The 17107-nt window shown below is 64.1% G+C and carries 23 protein-coding genes; 1 reads left to right on the plus strand and 22 read right to left on the minus strand.

All coding sequences use genetic code 11. From position 1 onward, the window contains the following. Nucleotides 1-6: 6 nt before the first annotated feature. The 16 genes from QM517_RS05720 to QM517_RS05795 form a co-directional block, all read right to left on the minus strand. Nucleotides 7-480 carry a DUF4307 domain-containing protein gene (locus QM517_RS05720; RefSeq protein ID WP_308192667.1) on the minus strand — a complete coding sequence of 158 codons (474 nt, stop codon included), beginning with the start codon at nt 478-480 and terminating at the stop codon, nt 7-9. Beyond that, a complete protein-coding gene (locus QM517_RS05725) occupies nt 456-782 on the minus strand; it encodes a M23 family metallopeptidase (RefSeq protein ID WP_239278227.1) in 327 nt (108 codons plus the stop codon). The genes QM517_RS05720 and QM517_RS05725 overlap by 25 nt, the downstream gene beginning before the upstream one ends. 535 nt (nt 783-1317) lie before the next feature. Beyond that, the gene (locus QM517_RS05730; RefSeq protein ID WP_083709108.1) at nt 1318-1983 is read right to left on the minus strand and encodes a copper resistance CopC family protein; all 666 of its coding nucleotides are present in this window, start codon (nt 1981-1983) and stop codon (nt 1318-1320) included. A 749-nt stretch (nt 1984-2732) separates the two neighbouring features. After that, nucleotides 2733-4298, minus strand: coding sequence for an apolipoprotein N-acyltransferase (gene lnt, locus QM517_RS05735; protein WP_239278247.1), 1566 nt, complete (start codon nt 4296-4298; stop codon nt 2733-2735). Continuing rightward, complete coding sequence (locus tag QM517_RS05740; RefSeq protein ID WP_076677849.1) at nt 4295-5221, minus strand: cytochrome c oxidase assembly protein; 927 nt, start codon at nt 5219-5221, stop codon at nt 4295-4297. Before QM517_RS05740 ends, lnt begins: the two co-directional genes overlap by 4 nt. Nucleotides 5222-5231: 10 nt before the next feature. Next, nucleotides 5232-6767, minus strand: coding sequence for a cytochrome c biogenesis protein ResB (gene resB / locus QM517_RS05745; RefSeq protein ID WP_278100885.1), 1536 nt, complete (start codon nt 6765-6767; stop codon nt 5232-5234). A gap of 133 nt (nt 6768-6900) precedes the next feature. Then, a complete protein-coding gene (locus QM517_RS05750; RefSeq protein ID WP_076677854.1) occupies nt 6901-7668 on the minus strand; it encodes a cytochrome c biogenesis CcdA family protein in 768 nt (255 codons plus the stop codon). Beyond that, nucleotides 7665-8252 (minus strand): TlpA family protein disulfide reductase, encoded by a 588-nt coding sequence (locus QM517_RS05755; protein ID WP_076677856.1) that lies wholly within the window; start codon nt 8250-8252, stop codon nt 7665-7667. The genes QM517_RS05750 and QM517_RS05755 overlap by 4 nt, the downstream gene beginning before the upstream one ends. Beyond that, complete coding sequence (locus QM517_RS05760) at nt 8249-8581, minus strand: DUF6804 family protein (RefSeq protein WP_076677858.1); 333 nt, start codon at nt 8579-8581, stop codon at nt 8249-8251. The genes QM517_RS05755 and QM517_RS05760 overlap by 4 nt, the downstream gene beginning before the upstream one ends. Then, the gene (locus tag QM517_RS05765) at nt 8578-9120 is read right to left on the minus strand and encodes a signal peptidase II (RefSeq protein ID WP_083709109.1); all 543 of its coding nucleotides are present in this window, start codon (nt 9118-9120) and stop codon (nt 8578-8580) included. Before QM517_RS05765 ends, QM517_RS05760 begins: the two co-directional genes overlap by 4 nt. Before the next feature lie 423 nt (nt 9121-9543). Continuing rightward, nucleotides 9544-10545: a flavin-containing monooxygenase gene (locus tag QM517_RS05770; RefSeq protein WP_076677860.1), complete on the minus strand. Its 1002-nt coding sequence runs from the start codon at nt 10543-10545 to the stop codon at nt 9544-9546. Continuing rightward, nucleotides 10545-11213, minus strand: coding sequence for a DsbA family protein (locus QM517_RS05775; protein WP_283285881.1), 669 nt, complete (start codon nt 11211-11213; stop codon nt 10545-10547). The genes QM517_RS05770 and QM517_RS05775 overlap by 1 nt, the downstream gene beginning before the upstream one ends. 79 nt (nt 11214-11292) lie before the next feature. Then, the gene (locus QM517_RS05780) at nt 11293-11727 is read right to left on the minus strand and encodes a hypothetical protein (protein WP_076677865.1); all 435 of its coding nucleotides are present in this window, start codon (nt 11725-11727) and stop codon (nt 11293-11295) included. A gap of 111 nt (nt 11728-11838) precedes the next feature. After that, on the minus strand, nt 11839-12780 hold the full coding sequence (locus QM517_RS05785) for a cation diffusion facilitator family transporter (RefSeq protein WP_076677867.1): 942 nt from the start codon (nt 12778-12780) through the stop codon (nt 11839-11841). Next, entirely contained in the window at nt 12780-13160 is a 381-nt protein-coding gene (locus QM517_RS05790) for an ArsR/SmtB family transcription factor (protein WP_083709113.1), read from the minus strand. Before QM517_RS05790 ends, QM517_RS05785 begins: the two co-directional genes overlap by 1 nt. Before the next feature lie 263 nt (nt 13161-13423). After that, nucleotides 13424-13666 carry a DUF305 domain-containing protein gene (locus QM517_RS05795; protein WP_083709110.1) on the minus strand — a complete coding sequence of 81 codons (243 nt, stop codon included), beginning with the start codon at nt 13664-13666 and terminating at the stop codon, nt 13424-13426. Between the two features lie 77 nt (nt 13667-13743). Here QM517_RS05795 and QM517_RS05800 point away from each other — a divergent pair, with 77 nt between their 5' ends. After that, entirely contained in the window at nt 13744-13992 is a 249-nt protein-coding gene (locus QM517_RS05800; RefSeq protein WP_076677871.1) for a hypothetical protein, read from the plus strand. Between the two features lie 516 nt (nt 13993-14508). Here QM517_RS05800 and QM517_RS05805 read toward each other — a convergent pair. The 6 genes from QM517_RS05805 to QM517_RS05830 all read right to left on the minus strand — a co-directional run bounded on the left by QM517_RS05805 (nt 14509) and on the right by QM517_RS05830 (nt 16938). After that, nucleotides 14509-14667 (minus strand): hypothetical protein, encoded by a 159-nt coding sequence (locus QM517_RS05805; protein WP_283285885.1) that lies wholly within the window; start codon nt 14665-14667, stop codon nt 14509-14511. Continuing rightward, a complete protein-coding gene (locus QM517_RS05810; RefSeq protein WP_076677873.1) occupies nt 14664-15179 on the minus strand; it encodes a hypothetical protein in 516 nt (171 codons plus the stop codon). Before QM517_RS05810 ends, QM517_RS05805 begins: the two co-directional genes overlap by 4 nt. 1 nt (nt 15180) lies before the next feature. Then, the gene (locus tag QM517_RS05815) at nt 15181-15558 is read right to left on the minus strand and encodes a ParB family protein (RefSeq protein WP_076677875.1); all 378 of its coding nucleotides are present in this window, start codon (nt 15556-15558) and stop codon (nt 15181-15183) included. Nucleotides 15559-15568: 10 nt separating this feature from the next. Beyond that, nucleotides 15569-16225, minus strand: coding sequence for a ParA family protein (locus QM517_RS05820; protein ID WP_283285887.1), 657 nt, complete (start codon nt 16223-16225; stop codon nt 15569-15571). A gap of 125 nt (nt 16226-16350) precedes the next feature. Then, the gene (locus QM517_RS05825; RefSeq protein WP_076677879.1) at nt 16351-16587 is read right to left on the minus strand and encodes a hypothetical protein; all 237 of its coding nucleotides are present in this window, start codon (nt 16585-16587) and stop codon (nt 16351-16353) included. A 102-nt stretch (nt 16588-16689) separates the two neighbouring features. Further along, nucleotides 16690-16938, minus strand: coding sequence for a glutaredoxin family protein (locus tag QM517_RS05830; protein WP_076677881.1), 249 nt, complete (start codon nt 16936-16938; stop codon nt 16690-16692). Nucleotides 16939-17107: the final 169 nt, after the last annotated feature.

Here is a 17107-nt window from a genome sequence, read left to right on the forward strand (position 1 = left end):
GAATCCTTAGATTGTCCAGCACTCTTTGACGGTGCCGGTGGTTGCCAGGGCGAGAGTCGGAACGCGCTCGGTGAAGGATCGAGTGGTCTCGGGGAAGGGGGCGTACTCGACGACCCGCCACCCCACGACGCCGAAATCCTCGTCCAGGGCTTGGATGGCGCACGCGAACCGTGCGCCGGAGGGAGGGGTGGCTTGAAAGGACACCGTCACAGCCCGCTCATCGACGACGAGGTAGCCGGTCTCGGCGATGGAGATGTCGTCCAAGCTATTTTGAAGTGTGATCCAGACCAGGTAGGCAATGGCAGCCACCGCGAACACAGCAACACTGATCCAGAAAGCTCGGCGACGCCAGGGAAGCGAAGTGCGGCCGTATCGATCGTCGAGTTTCTTTTGCAGTGCCGTTCGCTGCGGTGCGGCGCGGCGCCTGCCGCCGCGCTTTGTAATGGCGCGTTTAGTCACTGAGCATTCGCTTCCAACCACGCCAGGGAATCCACGGTGACGTCGTTGACGGACACCTCGAAATGCAAGTGGTTTGCGGTGGAGCGGCCTGTGCTTCCGACGAGTCCGAGGAGTTGGCCCGCCTGCACTTCCTGGCCGCTGCCGACCTGCCGGGTGTTGTACTGCATGTGCGGGTAGACGGCCCGGATACGTTGGCCGTTGACGACGGACTCAACGGTGACAGCGACGCCGTAGGCGCCATAGCTCTCGCTCGAGACATCGACTGTCCCGGCCACGGACGCGTAGATTGGCGTGCCGCCCGCGGTCACCATGTCGGTGCCCATGTGCGCCCCGCCTCTTGCTCCGAATTGGTCCGTGACTCTGAACGTCGAGGTCAATGGCCAGCGCACAACCCCGCTACCGGCGGCGAGGACGGGGACTGCGCGTTCAGCAGCGAAGGTGGTAGCGGGCCGAGCCGCGCGTGCTGCGGCGGCCGCGGCCGCCGCAGCCTCTCGCGCCTTTTTCTGATGAATTTCTTCCTGAGACGTCGCTGCGTAGCTCTGCCTGTCCAGGGGCGAAGCGGGGAGCGCGGAGGACACGGTGAATTGTTGTGAGTCGTCCGCAGCGGCTTGCTGCAAGGTCGGCTCGGAGTCCGTGACAGGTGAGGCCGCGTACGCCGGCAGCGCCAGAGGACACATGAGCGCCAGCGCCAACGCACTCGCAACAAGCGGGCGGGCGCGCATTGCGCGCGCGGCCTCAGGACCGTGGGAGCTCCGCGCCTCACGCATCCTGAACTCATCAGCGTGGCGCCGTTCCCTGCGCGTTAGAGGGCGTGACTGGTGTGTCGACCAAATCTCACTGCTCATTGACGGTGTTCCTTCACTGCCCCACCTGCTGCTGTCGTCGACGCCGTCCGGACGAGAAAAGCACAAGCGCCGCCGCGCCCAGAATGACGACAGCGACGCCAGTCACTAACAGCGGAAGACCGATTCCGCTCCGTGGCTCTTCGACCTCCGCCACGGCGTCTGCTGTCGCGCTTTGTTCTGGTGTCGACGAGATGGCCGGGCTCTGCTCAGATGAGGAGGGGGCACCCGTGGTTGCAGAGGGGTCCGGTTCGGCGGACGCCGTGGGCGTTACGGGAGCGTCAACCGTGAACGCGTACTCACCGCTGATGGGGTGACCGTCGCTGGAGACCACGCGCCATCGCACCGTGACTACGCCTGGAGACGTGACTGGCTTCACTGCCTGGGTCACCGTCGTGTCAGCGACGACCGGAGGCGTCAGTGCAACGTTCGCTCCTGAGGAGTCAATCACTTCGACCGCGATGGCGCTGGAGGCGTCGAAGACCTCCCCGCTGTATGTCATTGACACCTCAGCGGGCGTCGCTGAGACGACTGAGTCCGCTGCTGGGGAGGACTGGACCAAAGCGTCGTGAGCACGAGCCGGCGGCGAACCGGGTAGAACGAACATCAGGGATAGTGCCGTCACGGCAATGCCGGCGGCTGCGAACCAGCGAGGCGAACGGGGGGCGAAAAGTGTGTGCATGGCGTCTTTCAGTGGGACTGCGGCGCCCGGGGATTGGGCGCCCACGGCAGTCGTCGAGCGTCGGATCAGAAACGCTCCGAGTGCACCTGTACGGCCGCGCCCGAAGGGGTGGGAAGTTGCGTTCGACTACAACTTCGTTGGCGTCAGATCAGCCGAGAAGGTGTGATTTTCGGAGCCCCGGTACGGGTCAGGTCCGTGAGAGAGACAGTTCGGTCAAGCTCAGCGTCGTGGTGTGTGAGCGGACGGTACGTAAAACGTGAGGCTGATCGCGTCGAGGTGAGCGGATGACATTGAGATTCGACCGCATGAGACGGAAGCGATGCTCCAGCAGCATTCCCGCCACACACACGCCTACCAGGCATAGCGCTACGGCCGCCGCTGGGAGAGCCTGCGTCAGGCTGTTGACAACGTCACCGGCGGGCTCATCGAGGACTGTTCGACTACCTTGATCGCTCTCCCACGTGTGGGTCGCGGACGCCGCATCGGAGGTCGTGGAAGCATCAGAGTGGCTGCTTGACCATACAGCGAGCAGACACATCAAGATTAGGACGAGGCTGGCGATGATCCTCATTCTCACGACGGAGGCGGTACTGGCCCCAAGTGGGGCGCGTCCCGTGCTTACCGGCATCGCAGCGATGGTACCAATCCGAACTGGCCGTCACAGCCAAGCCGGGGCAGCCTGGCATCGGAGGCCAAGCGTGCGCTGCTCGCGCGGGGTGCGCGATGCGGTCTGCCGTTTGTCCAGCTCATCACCGTTTCCGCGCACGAACGTGGATGCGCAGACGAACGCACAACAGCACACCGGCCGATGCAACGACCATTGCAATTTCGATGGTGGGGCTGAGCCAGCTCGCCGGCGTGATCCCCGCCCGTAGCGGCACCTCGCTCACTCGGCCAGCGGCCGTGTCCACCCCGATGGTCTCTTCGGTCGACCCATCGGGGTTGATCACTTGGCTTGTTCCCACGGTGGAGACGTTGACCACTGCGCGCCCGGTTTCGATGGCTCGCATTCGCGCGATGGCGAGCTGCTGCACGTTCTCGTCTGTTCCGCGGAAGTCGGCGTTGTTTGTCTGGAAGATGTAGACCTGCGCGCCTTGCCGTGCTGCATCGAAGATCACGTCGTCGTAGATGACGTCGAAACAGATCGCCAGCCCGACGCGGGTGCCTCCTATATCCATCACTGGCGCCGATCTGCCTGGGGTGTACTCCCTCTGGATCAGACTGACAAGGTCAGGTGCGAGACGTTCAAACAGCCACCGGTCGGGCACGTATTCGCCGAACGGGACGGGGTTGAGTTTGTCGTAGCTCTGCTCGCTACCGTCCGTCGTCCACAGCATGGTTGAGTTGAACGTTTGCTCGCCTCTCGTGGTTGCGGCGTTCATTAGGAGCGGGGCACCGTACGCGGCGGAGATTTCACTCAGCACTCGACGTGTGGGTTCTGAAGACGCCGGGTCGATGTCCACGGAGCCCTCTGGCCAGGCGAGCACGTCCATCTGCTGGCCCCGAATCGTTTTCGATGTTGATGCTTGGGCTCGGAGCATGTCGCCTTCGTTGCGGTCGTCGAAATAGCCTGCCGGCCCGTTGCCTTGGACCCACCCGACGGTGAACGTTCCGATACTCCGGGTGGCGTACTGGGGTGTGACCGCCATGAGCAGGACTCCCACGAGCGCCGGCACGCCGGCACGCAGAGTGCGACGCCCCGGTCTGAGGGCCTGCACGAGGGCGGCGCACACGCCCACGACGAGGAAGGTCACACCCGTCGTTCCCACCCAGGACGCCACTTCAGGAAATGGTCCCGACACTTGCGTCATTCCTACCCGTGCCCAGGGGAAGCCCGAGTACGGCCACATTCCGACAAGTACTTCCCGCGCGGCCCACAGGGCTGCTACCAGCGCGGGGATACCCAGCAGGTCTAAGGCCCCGCCGAGCCTACGTACCTTCACCCAACGGTAGGTGAGGGTGATGGTTATGCTGCTGACACCGATCAGGACTGTCTGCAGGGCGCTGAGGGCCAACCAGGGCACTGGTCCGAGGAATTGCGCCACCCATACGAGGTGGGCAAGGTTGAACACGGCCCCGAAGACGCAACCCACGACGAAGGAAGCGAGCGTGCCTCTTCCGAGGAGAGCCGCGAGCAGGATCGTCACGCTCACGAAAGCAAGCGGCCACCATCCGAGGTCCGGTGTGGCCGCATCCATCAGCAACCCCGCCGCTGCCGCCAAGGGCAACGCCGCCGTCACGGGCAAGGAATCCGTGCCGCTGGTCCACATAGAGGGCATGCGCAGCGCGCCGGTTGCCCCTCGAAGTGCTGTCATGCGGACCCGCCTTTCTCTAGACGGCGCAGGTACTCGTTGTACTCGTCGAGCTCTGGATCCCCGTGCGCGTCCGCCCATCTGCTTGCGGCGGCGTCACGAACGGAGTCGTGCCGGAACCACCGGTGCATCACGATCAGGATCATGATGAGTGTGGGCGCCTCGCCATAGGACCATGCAAGACCGCCGGCTACGCGTTGGTCCTCGATGGGGTCGATCCCTAGGGCAATGGTCGATTCAGCGAATGTTCCTACTACCAGACTGGTCGCCATCATGAGGAACACCCCGAAGAAGGCGTGCAACGCTGCCTCAGCGAAAAGGTCGAGTGCCCGTCCTCCGTGGCTCATGCGGACCGGTAGTGGATCTGTGGAGAGCACCGGGATGGTGAACAGGATCCCGCTGATCAGGAACGCCGATTCTAAGGCGGTGTGACCGCCGGGGAGGGCTAGGACGGGATCGAGCAGATCTGCGATGTACAGGCCGTAGAAGGCCGCGAGGTAGGCGGGTAATGCGACCCAGGGGCTTAGGGCCCATCTTGACCCTCGCCACCGCAACGCGCCGTGCGCCACTTTGAGGACACTTTTTCCGACGCCGCGGTGCGGGGTGGCACGCAGCAGAAGGGTTCCCGGGGAACCGAGCACGAGCAGCGGTGGGATGGCCATCATCAATGTCAGCTGCTGAAACATGAACACCGAAAGCAGGGCTTTGCCGTAGTCCTCTACAGCGAGGCCGGTGACGGCGGCGAGGGCTGCGCAGCCGGAGACGAAGCTCACCGTGCGCAACACCGACCACCGTCGATGCTGCCGCCACAGACGCAGCGCCCCGAGGAGGTAGATGGTGGCCATCACCGTTGCGGCGCCCGGCAAAAGGGTAAAGGGGTGCGCTGCGGGCAGCAGGTAGTCGCCAAGGTCGAGGGGGGCGTTCATAGCTGTGGACCTATCGTGGCTGCGCGGCCGTATTCGCCCGCTCACACACTTCTGTGTGAGCCTCCGCTAGGTGCTGGACCGCGCGGGCAAGCCCCGGGTCGTCTCCTCGGGCGAGGGCGGCGTACTCCACGTGGATCGTCGAGTCGGTTGTGGTCGCCGAGTGGTGGACTTTCACCCAGATTCGGCGGCGAGGTATGAGAAGTCCGGTGAACAGCCCGACGCAGGCCAGCACAGAGAACGCGAGGACCCAGCCGCTGCTGGGGTCGCGTTGGATCTGCAGGGACGCGAACCGTTTCACCGGAGCACCGTCGGCTTCCTCCCAGGTGATGGTGCCCCACCCGTTGGGCAGCGCACCGGTGGTACCGGGCCTGAGTTCAATGGATTCCTGTCCGGTGTTGCCGCCGGTGAGCTGGGTGAGTTGGTCAACTTCCAGGGCGTAGACGGAACGGGGGGTTCCATCGTCGATGCCCAGGTCGCCTGCGAATGCGTTGAGGGTGATGACGGGGTTGATTACGTCGGGGTAGATCGAGGTGGCGGCACCTGAGGGCAAGGTGTCCTGTGTGGGGTAGAAAAAGCCGATCAGCCCGAGCTGCTGCGGCAAGCCATCCGGAACTTTCACGACGCCTAGTGAGGTCATGTTGGAGTCTTGCGGGAGGAAGGGTAGTGAGTCGCTATAAACGATCTGACCTTCCGCGTCACGGATGGTGAGGGTAGGCGCGTAACCGTTTCCGAGGAGATGGATGCGGTCGGTCCCTACAGTGATGGGGTAGTTGACGACCACCCGCTCGGTTCGGTCGTCTGCTCCGGGGGATCTGATCGTGACGTTGGCGGCGAAGTCGCCCGCTTGCCCACCGCCAGGGGAGCCTGCTGGCTGGTAGGTGACGTCGAAACGGTCCAGCGTGAGGGAGTACGGCGTCAGGTTGGATCCGTCCGCGAAACGGCCGGGGTCGAAGGAGGAGAAGTCGCTGAGGGTGTTGACGAAGGTTGTCCCCTCCACCACGACGCGCTGGCCGGTGTAGGCGAACGCCTTGCCGACGACGACGGAGACGAGCACGCCGACCAGGGCGATGTGAAAGAGCAGGTTGCCGGTCTCGCGGAGGTACCCGCGTTCGGCCGAAACGGAGGTCCACCCCTTCCCGTCGTAGCGGCGGACGCGATAGCGACGCCGGGCGAGTTCTGTTTCGGCAAGATCCAAAGCTGCCGCGGGGGTGAGATGCTCGCCGGGGATGGCTCGCTCGAGGTGTTCGGGGAGTCGAGCGAACCGGATGGGTGTGCGCGGCGGTTGTCCTTTGAGAGCGCGGTAGTGGTGTTTCGCCCGCGGGATGACGCACCCGATGAGGGATACGAACAGCAGCAGATAAATGGACGAGAACCAGGGCGAGTAGTAAACGTCGAACAATCCGACGGCGTCGAGGAACGGGAACCACTCGGGGTTGTTGCGCTCCCATTGGATGACGCCGTTGGGGTCGGCGCCTCGTTGAGGAAACAGTGAGCCGGGTACTGCGGCCAGGGCGAGGGAGAGCAGGAGGATGAGCGCGGTGCGCATGCTGGTGAGCTGGCGCCATGTCCAGCGGAGCCACCCTTTGCCATCCAGCTTTACCTGTGGGCCGTCTTGATCGTTCGGGGCCCCGTCAGGATGGTCCGCCGGCCGCCGCGGGTCTGAATCGACGTGGCGGGTATCAGAGCGGGAGGGGGACATTGATTACCACCTGTTGCAGAAGTGACATGAGCGAGGTCCACACGCCCGTCACCATGAGCAGCCCGAGCAGGATGAGCACGGCGCCTCCGATGAGGTTGAGTGTGCGGATGTGAGTGCGGAGGACTGTGACGGACCGCGCAGCCCACCCCCATCCGAGCGCCAGTACGAGGAAGGGCACTCCGAGGCCGAGTGAGTAAGACAGACCGAGGAGCCCGGCTCGGGCGGGGTCACCAAGGTTCCACGACACGGACAGGATTGCTGCGAGTGTGGGGCCAATGCACGGTGTCCAGCCGACACCAAGTGAGAACCCGAGAAGCGGAGCGCCGACGAGCCCGGCTCGACGACGGAGGGTCGGACGCATGCCACGCTGTCCAAGCCGGATTGCGCCTGTGAAGACCAGCCCCAGGACGATGTTCACAATGCCGAAGACGCGGGTAAGGAGATCGGCGTAGCGCGAGAGCGCCACCCCGAAGAATCCCCCCAAGACGGTCACGGCGACGAAGACCACAGTAAATCCGGCGATGAAGAGCAGGACGCCTGCTACGAGCCGCGGGCGTGTGGTGACCGTCGTCGCACCGTCTCCTCCGGTTGTGGAGGTGGGAGGGGCGGCCACACCGCCGAGGTACCCGAGGTAGCCGGGCACCAGCGGTAGGACACAGGGCGATAGGAAGGAGATGAGACCGGCGACCAGGGCGAGGGGGATGGCAAGCCAGAGTGCGCCGTCGACGACGAGCGCCCCGGCGCTCATGGTCTCTCCGCCAGCGTGTCCGCGACGATGGTGGACAGGATGGACGCGCTGGGAAGTTGGCCGATGATGCGGGCGGCGAGGCGACCCTGGCGGTCCATTACGAGCGTTGTGGGTGTGGCCTGGATCGGGGTGAGTTGCGCGAAGGCGAGTTTCACCTGACCGTCATTGACGTCGATGACGCTGGGATAGGTGACGTTGTTCTCGCGCGCGAAAGAGAGTGCTGTCTCAGCTTGGTCGTAGGTGTTCACTCCGAGGAAGTCGACTTCCTCGTTCTGGAAGCGCAGAAAGACCTCCTCGAGCATGGGAGCCTCGACGATGCACGGTCCGCAGGCGGCGTACCAGAAGTTCACCACGAGCACCTCACCTCGGTAGTCGTCGCTGGTGACGGTTTCACCGGTTTCGATGACGCCTTCGAACTGAACGGGTTCGCCTCTGTCCGACGGGGCAATCTCGGCCACTTGGAAATTCCCATCGGAGAACGATGCGCCCGCGCCGGCGTCCGTTGTTTGGGTCGTGGCGGTGCAACCGCTCATCACGCCGACGATGATGAGCGCCGTGCCGAGGGCGAGGAGTTTGCGATTCATGCCCGCTCCCTCTTGATGATGGCTCCCGCGACAAGGAAGACGACTGCGGCTGCGGGTTGCGCCGCGGTCCAGACAACACCTTCAGCGGGGATGGGGAGCACCGGGTTCCATGCCACCGCGATCACAGCAAACACCGGCACCCACCACAGCTGCCGCTCCTGGTAGGCGAACGAGGCGACGATGAGCGCCAAGATTGCCACGATGAAGCGCACAAGCGTGAACCAGCCGCTGTCCAGCAGCGCTGGCGCCACGAACAGGGCGGCTGCGGCGATCAGACCGGGGGCGAGGGCGTTTCGTTGATACCGAGATGGCGTCTTGGTCTTTTTCATTGCTTGTCCTCCGGGGGAACCCCGAACGTGGGTGGTGTGGCAGGCGCGACCTTGGTGCCACTGTGGGCGCGTTGGCGGAGCATCAGCATCACTGCAACCGCTATCGCTCCAGCGGCGAGGAAGACGTCTGCCAAGTTGCCGATGAACAGACGCCCGTATGCAAGGAAGTCGGTGACGTGGCCGATTGCGAATCCTGGCGGCGACATGAAACGGTCGATGAGGTTGCCGACAGCTCCACCGAGGAATAGCCCCACACCACCCGCCCATCCCACCGTTCGCGCGCGGGCCGCCAGGACGAAAAGCCCGGCAACGGCTGCCACGCCTATCAAGGTGAGAACCCAGGTCATGCCCGAGCCCGTTCCCAGCACCGCGCCGGGGTTGAAGGCGAGTTGCAGACCGAATGCGTCCCCAATAATGGGCACCCGTCTCCCGTCGGCAAGCGCAGTCAGGGCGATGGCTTTACTGAACTGGTCTATCAACACCGCGGCCGCTGCCACCATGCAGGCGACGGCGAACGGCCGCGTCTTCTCAGCGGTCACCTTCTTGGCCCTTCCGGAGGTGGCGGGTTCGCCGCGCTGTGACCAGAAGCGTGACCAGCGCTCCGCCGAGAATCATCGCCACCGCGGAGACTCCCAGCACGGGAGCGACCTCGCCACCGCCGGTGGGCACTCCTCGACCGTCCGCGCGTGGGGTGGCCGTGGAATGAGGATGGGTCTGGTGCCCAGGTGATGGAGTCTCGGAGCTCGGTACGGTGGTTCCTGAACGTTCGACGCTCAGAGGCGCAGTGGTGAAGCTGACATCCATGGCCGAGCTCAGCGCCGGGGCCACGACAGCAAAGGTCGGCGCGGCGGGTCCTGCAACGATGAGGGCGGCGCTAAGAGCGACAGTGGCGCACAGCGTCACCGTGACCTGCGTTGCGCGATGGCGAGGTCTGGATACGAGGAAGAATCTCATTGGTCTTTTCAAGGTCGGGCGTAGATGAATCGGGCAATACGAGCCGCGTCCGTCCATACCCCGGGAAGGGTGTTAGCTCTGGCCTGGCTGTGCACGGGGATTCCGGCAACGAACAGACCGGGTAGCGTCGTCGCGGTGGGGATGCGTCGCTGAAGCTGCGGCTGCGTGGGCAACCACTCGTCGCCCGCTTCGTACCCGGTGGCGAACACGACTGACTGGTAGGCCTGCCGGTAGCCATCCGCGAAGGCGAACTTGGCCCCGTCCACCCCAATCGTCTCGGCGCGAATGGAGACGCCTTTATCTCGGAGTGCGTCGTAGAGGGGTTCTGGGGCGATCTTCACGCGCCGCCACGGTGAGACGCGCGGCTGGGTGGGGAATTGCCGCGGATGCGCTTCAGCCCGTCGGGTGCGGACCGCCAGAGTGACGTCGTGCGACTTCGCGAGGTCGGAAGCAACTTCCGTCCCGGCGATACCACCGCCGACAATAAGTACCCGGCCTCGCGGAATCTGCTCGGGTGTTCTGTAGGCGTTGGTGTGCATCTGTACTCCTTCGACTTCGGCGTCCGCGGCCCATTTCGGAAATCGGGGACGTGCTGCGGCGCCGGTAGCGCACACGACGTTGCGGGTCTGCACTTCGCCAACCGTGGTGCTCAAGAGCAGGGTTGGGCCGTTGCCGTGGCGAGTCACGGCGAGGGCCTGGACACCCCAGACGGGGTTTACCCCGAGCTCCGCTTCGAATCTGTGTAGATAGCCTTCGATGTCTCCCGGGGTGGGGTACCGATACGGGTCACCCTCCAGTGGTCTGCGGGGGAAGCTGGAGTGCTCAGCATTGCTGAGCAACCGCATAGAAGGCCAGCGCGCACTCCACGTGCGTTGTCCCCGCGCGGAACTGTCGATGACCACGAAGTCACGCTGCGGTTCCATGCCGCGAGCGATCAGTGCCGCTGCAGTTGCCAATCCAGCCTGCCCTGCGCCCACGATGATGACTCGTCGGTGTGACAGGCCCGCCACTAGGGGGTGCCGTCCAAGCGGGTGGTGATGGCACTTTCAAGGTCGTTCCATCGTTCAATGACAAGAGGTTCGCCGTCGACGAAGAACGTAGGGGTTCGGTCCACGCCGAGGGCGCGTCCGTCGTCGAGGTCGGATCGAACGCGCTCGAGAGTGGCAGGGTCGGCGACAGCTTCGTCGTAGGCCGTCATATCCAAGCCCAACTCGGTCGCGTACGAGCGGAACAGCTCCGCTTGGCTTTGCTGAGACTCCCCCCACTGTGCTTGCGTCTCAAAGAGACGGTTGTACATGTCTTCGAAGCGTCCCTGGGCTGCCGCGGCCTCCGCAGCGACCGCTGAGTTTTCGGAGTTGATGTGGCCGGGAAGGGGGAAGTAGCGAACGACGTAGTTGATCTGTCCCTCATACTTCACACGAAGCTCTTCGACGCCGGGGTAGTAGGCGCCGCAGGCTTCGCACTCGAAGTCCAAGAACTCCACGATGGTGATGGCGCCGTCGCCGGCGTCGTCGAGGACGTGGGAGTCGTCTCTAACAACCGCTATCGACCCTCCTCCCCGTTCCTCGGCGGCAACGCGGGTGTTGTTCTGATCGACTAGGACATAGATGACAGCCCCCGCGACGACCGCGACGGCGACGGCGGCGGTAATGACCGTCGCCTTCCAGTTGATTTTCATGGGTACTCCAACACTTGACGGCACAAGAAAAGCCCGGGTTGCCCGGGATGAGTGTCGCCGCGGGGGCGACGTGCCGATGTCAGGTTCTAGAGATACCCAGTTGCGCGATTGTGAGGGCGTGGCCCTCAGGCCTGCCGGACACCGGGTGGATCAAAGACGGCGGGAGGGCGCGCCAGACGAGTGTGATCCCAGCCGGTCCGCGGCGCACCAGGAGATGAACAACGAGGTACAGCACGAATCCGCAGACGACGCCGAGAACGCACAGCGCCATTCCGGGCGATACGTCGTACACGCTCGCCTCGACGATAGAGGTAGCGACGGGTGCGGCCGGGTCGTGCGGCGCAGTGTCAGATGCCGTCGCGACCACACCGCTTACCGGGGCGTTGTCGCCATGGTTGAGGGCCACGACTCCGAGCAGCAGGAGGGCCCCGAGGGCGATGATGGTAATGAGTCGCGTTATCGCTCCGTGCTCTTTCGCCAGCGCTGAGCGCCGGGCGTGAGCGTCGGTATACATCAGCAGCCAGTGTACGGAGAGGTTCTGGGCGAATGGCTGGGAACGGCCGACGGTGTGCCGATATGCGATCGGGCTGCGAACACGCCCGTTCGAGCGGTTCGGCGCCCGCGATTAAGCGTGACGGACATCCCCGGGTTCCGAATCTTGCAGGTCGGCTGTCTCAATCTGGAAGGTGGAGTGCAGCACGGACACCTCGAAGTGTTGAGCCACACATGCTCTGACGTCCTTAAGGACAGCGGCTGCGTGTCCGTCCGTGAAGCATTCGTCTTCAACCACGACATGCGCGCTGATTGTCGGCAGGCCGGTGGCGACTGTCGAGGCGTGTAGGTCATGGACGTCTATGACGTGGTCGAGTTGGAGAATGTGAGATCTCACATCGTCCAAGTCCAAACCGTCGGGGGTGAACTCCATCAACACCGACGACGTCTCGCGTAGCAACTTGAACGCACGCGGCACGATGAGAGCGGCGATGAAAAGACCGGCGATGGCGTCCGCTTGAAAGAAACCCGTCGTCCAGATGACGACAGCCGCGACGATAACCCCCAGTGATCCCAGCGCGTCATTCAGCACTTCCAGATACGCTGCCCGCATGTTGAAGTTAGCTCCGCGACTGGAAGACAGCACGAAGATGGCGATGACGTTCGCGACTAACCCAACGACTCCAAAACCCAGCAGTTCCGCAGCTGGCACCTCCGGGGGCTCGAAGAGCCGGCGTACCCCCTCGATGGCTGTGTAACCCCCTACCGCCATCAACAGAGCCGCTTGCCCGAAGGCAGCGATAACTTCGATGCGACGGAACCCCCACGTGCGTCGCGCACTAGCCGGCCGCAGCACCAGCGTCGCGGCGATGAGTGCAACGAGAAGTCCGGATGCGTCAGTGAGTGCGTGGGCCGTGTCCGTGAGGAGGGCAAGACTGCCGGTAAAGAAGGATCCAACCGCTTGAGTCACGGCGATTGCCGCGGTGATTGCAAACGCAATCCAGAGACGCGCCCGATGGTCGGTCGGATGCCCGGCCGCGCCGGTAGACGGTGCGTGCGTGTGACCGGCGCCCATCAGGCCGCGTCCGTTCCAAGGGCGAAGTCTTCACCAGGCTGATGAAGGTGAGCGCATAGCGTGACACGCGTGCCGGTGTCTCTCAGCAGGAGTTCGGCGGCGTTAATGAGAGCCGCAGTCGCCACAGGTTGCGCAAGATCGAACCAGGAAGCCCGACCCTCCGAGCGAACAGTGACTAGTCGGCAGTCCCGCAGGAAGCTGAGGTGCTTACTTACGGTTGATTGCGCCAATCCGAGGTGCTGGACGAGATCCCGGACGCGATGCTCGCCGGACGCCAGATGCTGGAGAACCGCCAATCGCGTGGGGTCCCCAAGCGCGTCGAATAGGTGCGCGTACACAGCGGTCGCGTCAGGATCGAGTAGACCACCCTCTTTATTCATCGCCACATAGCGATGATATCGTCAAATGCCGTGTCCGTCACGTCTGCATCCAACTGGGAACCATGCTCATTCTCGCCGGATCAGTGGGCCACCCGAATGCTCGCCCACAGAGCAAGCGCGACGATTGCGGTGAGGGTGGTGAAGGACAAGGCGCGGGGCCGGAGACCGGCGCGCGGTGGTAGTTGTAGTCGCGCCACAGGGTGCGTTTCGTCTGATCAGGTGGTGGGGCGCGGTGGGCTTTCCGCGCCCCACCCCGGGCGGGATCAGAGAGTGGCGAGAAGCTCCTCCATCGTGGCGATCTCGGAGGTCTGCGCCTCGATGATGGTGTTGGCGAGTGCGACGGCGTCGCTGTTCTGGCCGTTGGTCGCTTCTTCCAGGGCCATGTCGATGGCACCGCGGTGGTGCTCGATCATCTGCTGGAGGAACAGCCGGGCGGCGTCGGTTCCGGTGGCCTGCTTGAGCGATTGCATGTCGTCTTCGCTCATCATGCCGCCGCCGTGGTCCATGCTGCCGGTGGCGGGATCAACGGCTCATGACCGTCAACGGGGCGTGAGGGCCGCGCGTGGTACAGGTTTGGTCTCCGATGTCTCAGCTGCAGCGCTCCCCCGAGCCGGGGGTGTGGCTCGTCTTCGACCGCAGCAGACGAATCGCGATTGTGCGCGTGGTCGAGGTGCAGGGGCGGAAGCTGCTGCGCTCGGTGACGTTTCACGACGATCCGGCTCAGCGGCAACTAATCGGCTATTTTCCCGAGGACGGGATGAAGCTCGCAGTGGAATGCACCTGGGCGGAGTACGTCAAGCACACCGGTCCCTCGACGAGCAACCGGAAGTGAGGACTATCGCGCTCGGCCCTCATCACCTTCGGCCACAGGAATGTCCCCGTGTGCCGTTGGCATAAACGGGGGATCGAAAATGCTCCCACCAGCCAGCGTTGACCGGCGACGGGGCGAGCTCCCCGCGTGAGGGGCGTTGTCGGAACTGGCGGGACGCTCACTTATCAGGGAAGGCCGCGGTTGCGGACGCTGTCGGGGCATGACGTTTCTCCTTTGAGAACGAAGACGGACTCCATGAGACAAATGTCTAGATGGACCGTAAGTCATCTTCGGGCGCGCCCCCGGGAGCGAGTCCGGAAAGTGATTCACCCCTCCCCCGGATGCTGGGATCGTGGCACGCGGTCGATCACCGTCAAGGGCGCTGCGCGTCGCGATGCGATGCGGCGTTGCCGCCCCCTGGACCGTGCTCTCCCTTGCGCAAGATCGGCATGTATCCGGTGCGAGGGGCTGATGTGGTGATGCTCGAGAACGAAGGAAGGGACCGGCCCCGTGGGCACGGTCCCTTCTCAGCGCGTGTCAGGCGGTCTTGGAGACCGTATGGGCCTCGGGGTCGACGCCGAATCTGCGGATGTAGGTCTGGCGGATCTCTTGAAGCTGTGCGCGCTCGCGATCGCTGATCGGGTCGGCCTCGCCTGCCGCGATGCGGCGCTGGAGGCTGCCCTTGTGCGATGTCACGAAGCGTCCGGTGAAGGACGAGCGGGAATGCCGAGCCATCTGATCACCTTCCTTCTCGGTCTATTTTCCGTCGCGATTGCGGGCGTGTCTACGGCGGCTGGGCGTTGAAGGTTCTTGATCGTGCGGTAGATCATCTTGCCTTCGGTGGGGGTCGCGTCCTCGAGCAGGGCCTGGAGGGCGTCGTTTGCGACCTCGCGGTCTTCCTGGTCATCGGATGCGGCCAGCCCTAGGGCCCATTGCGCGCGGTTCCACCACTGTTCGCGCGCGGCGTTCTCGCGGGCGATTTTGGTTGAGCGGATGGCGGGAGTGAAGGCGATGACGGCGGCGATGACAGCGAAGACGCCGGCCATCGGGGGCCCGCTCAGAATCGCGCGCCAGAGAGCTTCGTCGATGACAACGGGTGTGGTCAGCGCTGGGTAGGGCGGGAAGGCGCTGCGAAGGCCGTATCCGACACCCCCGCTTGCGAGGATGATCCCGGCCAGCGCCCAGCCGCGCCGCGCTCGAGCGCTCACGTCATACCCCCATTGGGCGCCCCTGGGGCAGTTCGCGGGCCTTGACGGGCGGGAACGGCTTGCCGTCGTTGTACTTGGCCTCGAGGCGCTCGACCTCTTTCATCGCGGCAGCGTTGAGGAATTGCGAGAGGTTGCGGAACCCTTCTTGTGCGAACGTGTGCAGGATTGCACCGCGGATGCGGTCGGTGTCTTCAAGCTCCTGGTAGAACGACACCTTCGGCGGGTACTTGGTGCGCTTCTTCGGCGCGGGTGCCTCGGCCGCGGGGGCCGCCTCGGCGGTCTTCTCCACGGGGGCGGCGGCGGGCGCCGGCTGTGGGGTCTCAGCGGGCTGATCGTCCTCGAGGCGCCCGACGAGGGAGGAGAGGGTTTTGCGTGCCATGGGAGATCCCCTATCTCTTTCCGTTGGCCCAGAGGCTCGTGAGCTCCAGGGCGAGGTCTTTGTAGTCGTCGATGGCGTTGGCGGTGGCTCGGCTGCGGGGGTAGGTGGTGACCACTTCCCCGGTCAGCGGTGCGTCCGTGTGCATGACGTATTCGCGGATGACGCTGCGGAAGCGTGGGAGGTGCATCTCGTCGAGGAGTTCGAGCGCGTCGTCTTTGCGGCGCACCGCGGAGGGATCGCGCTTCACACGGCTCACCAGGACTCGGTAGGGCAGGTTCCGCGGCTCGATCAGCGGGCGAATGACGCGAACTGCGGGCTTCACGCTCATGGTCGCGGGTTCCATGGGCAGGATGACGAAATCGCTGTTGTCGAGGACCGCGCCGAGAACGTCGGTGTCCCGCAAGCTTCCCGGGGTGTCGACGACGATCACGTCGTACTCGTTGGTGCGCCGTAGACCGGCGAGGACTTGGGGGTCTGACTCGGTAGCGAAGTCGAAGGGCACATTGTCCCCTCCCGCCTCCGCCCAGTCGGTTGCGCTGCGCTGCGGGTCGACGTCGACGACGAGTACGCGGGCATGATCTGACAGCAGTGCGGCGAGGTTCATGACGGTCGTCGTCTTACCGACGCCGCCCTTCTGCCCGACGACGGCGAGGATGCGAAGAGTCATGTGAGGCACCTTCCTTGTAACGGTAATAGTACTCTTAGGGGTGCGCTTTGCCGTGGCGGCGCACCCCTGCGAGTCTCGGATCTCACTCCATAGTAACGGGATTAGTACTGTTAGGGGTATTAGGGTTAGTTGCTGCGCTCAACCTCGATGCGGTGCCCGTCCATCTGCGACGGGTAGAACACGTGCTCGACGTCGCTACTTGGGAACGGGTTCACCAGGCGCACACCTTGAACGGTTCCTGCGCCGATGCACCCGAGCCCCTGCGCAACGATCCGCACCGGAATATATGCGCGGCCGTCCAGGCTTACGAGGCGGTCCCCTGCGCGAAGGTCTGCGAGGCGGGTAACGGCGATCTTCTCCATGGTGTCTCCTTCGGTCGTGCGCTTTGCGCCTGTACCCCTATTAGTACTATTAGGGGTGTTTTCGGTTAGTGGTAACGGGATTAGTACTGTTTTGGCTGGGGGTCACGCGGCGAACTTCGCGGCGATCCGGTCGATCTGGTCGGGGCGCATGTCGCACCAGTGATCGTCGTCGTCCACGACGACAACCGGGGCCATGCTGTAGCCGAGCTCTTCCGTCACGTACTCGTGTGCGGCCGGGTTCTGAGTGATGTCGACCTCGACGAATGGGATGCCTTTGCCTTTCAGCATCATCTTGGTCATCGAGCACTTTCCGCAGCTGGGGCCCGTCGTGTAGACCGTGAGCTTGTCCATTTCGTGATCCTCCCATCCCAATCGTTTTCTTGCCGTGAAGGCGATTTATCGCCGCTAGGAAGAGCGGCCGTAGTGCCAGTGACCGTGGAATACCGGAGGGAGCGAAGCGAGCGAGGATATGCCGCGAAAGCTCTGGCGCGCAGGGTGGTCGACCGTATGCTGCCGAAGG

This window comes from Microbacterium sp. IEGM 1404, assembly GCF_030056775.1.
In the GTDB taxonomy this organism is placed as follows: Bacteria; Actinomycetota; Actinomycetes; order Actinomycetales; family Microbacteriaceae; genus Microbacterium.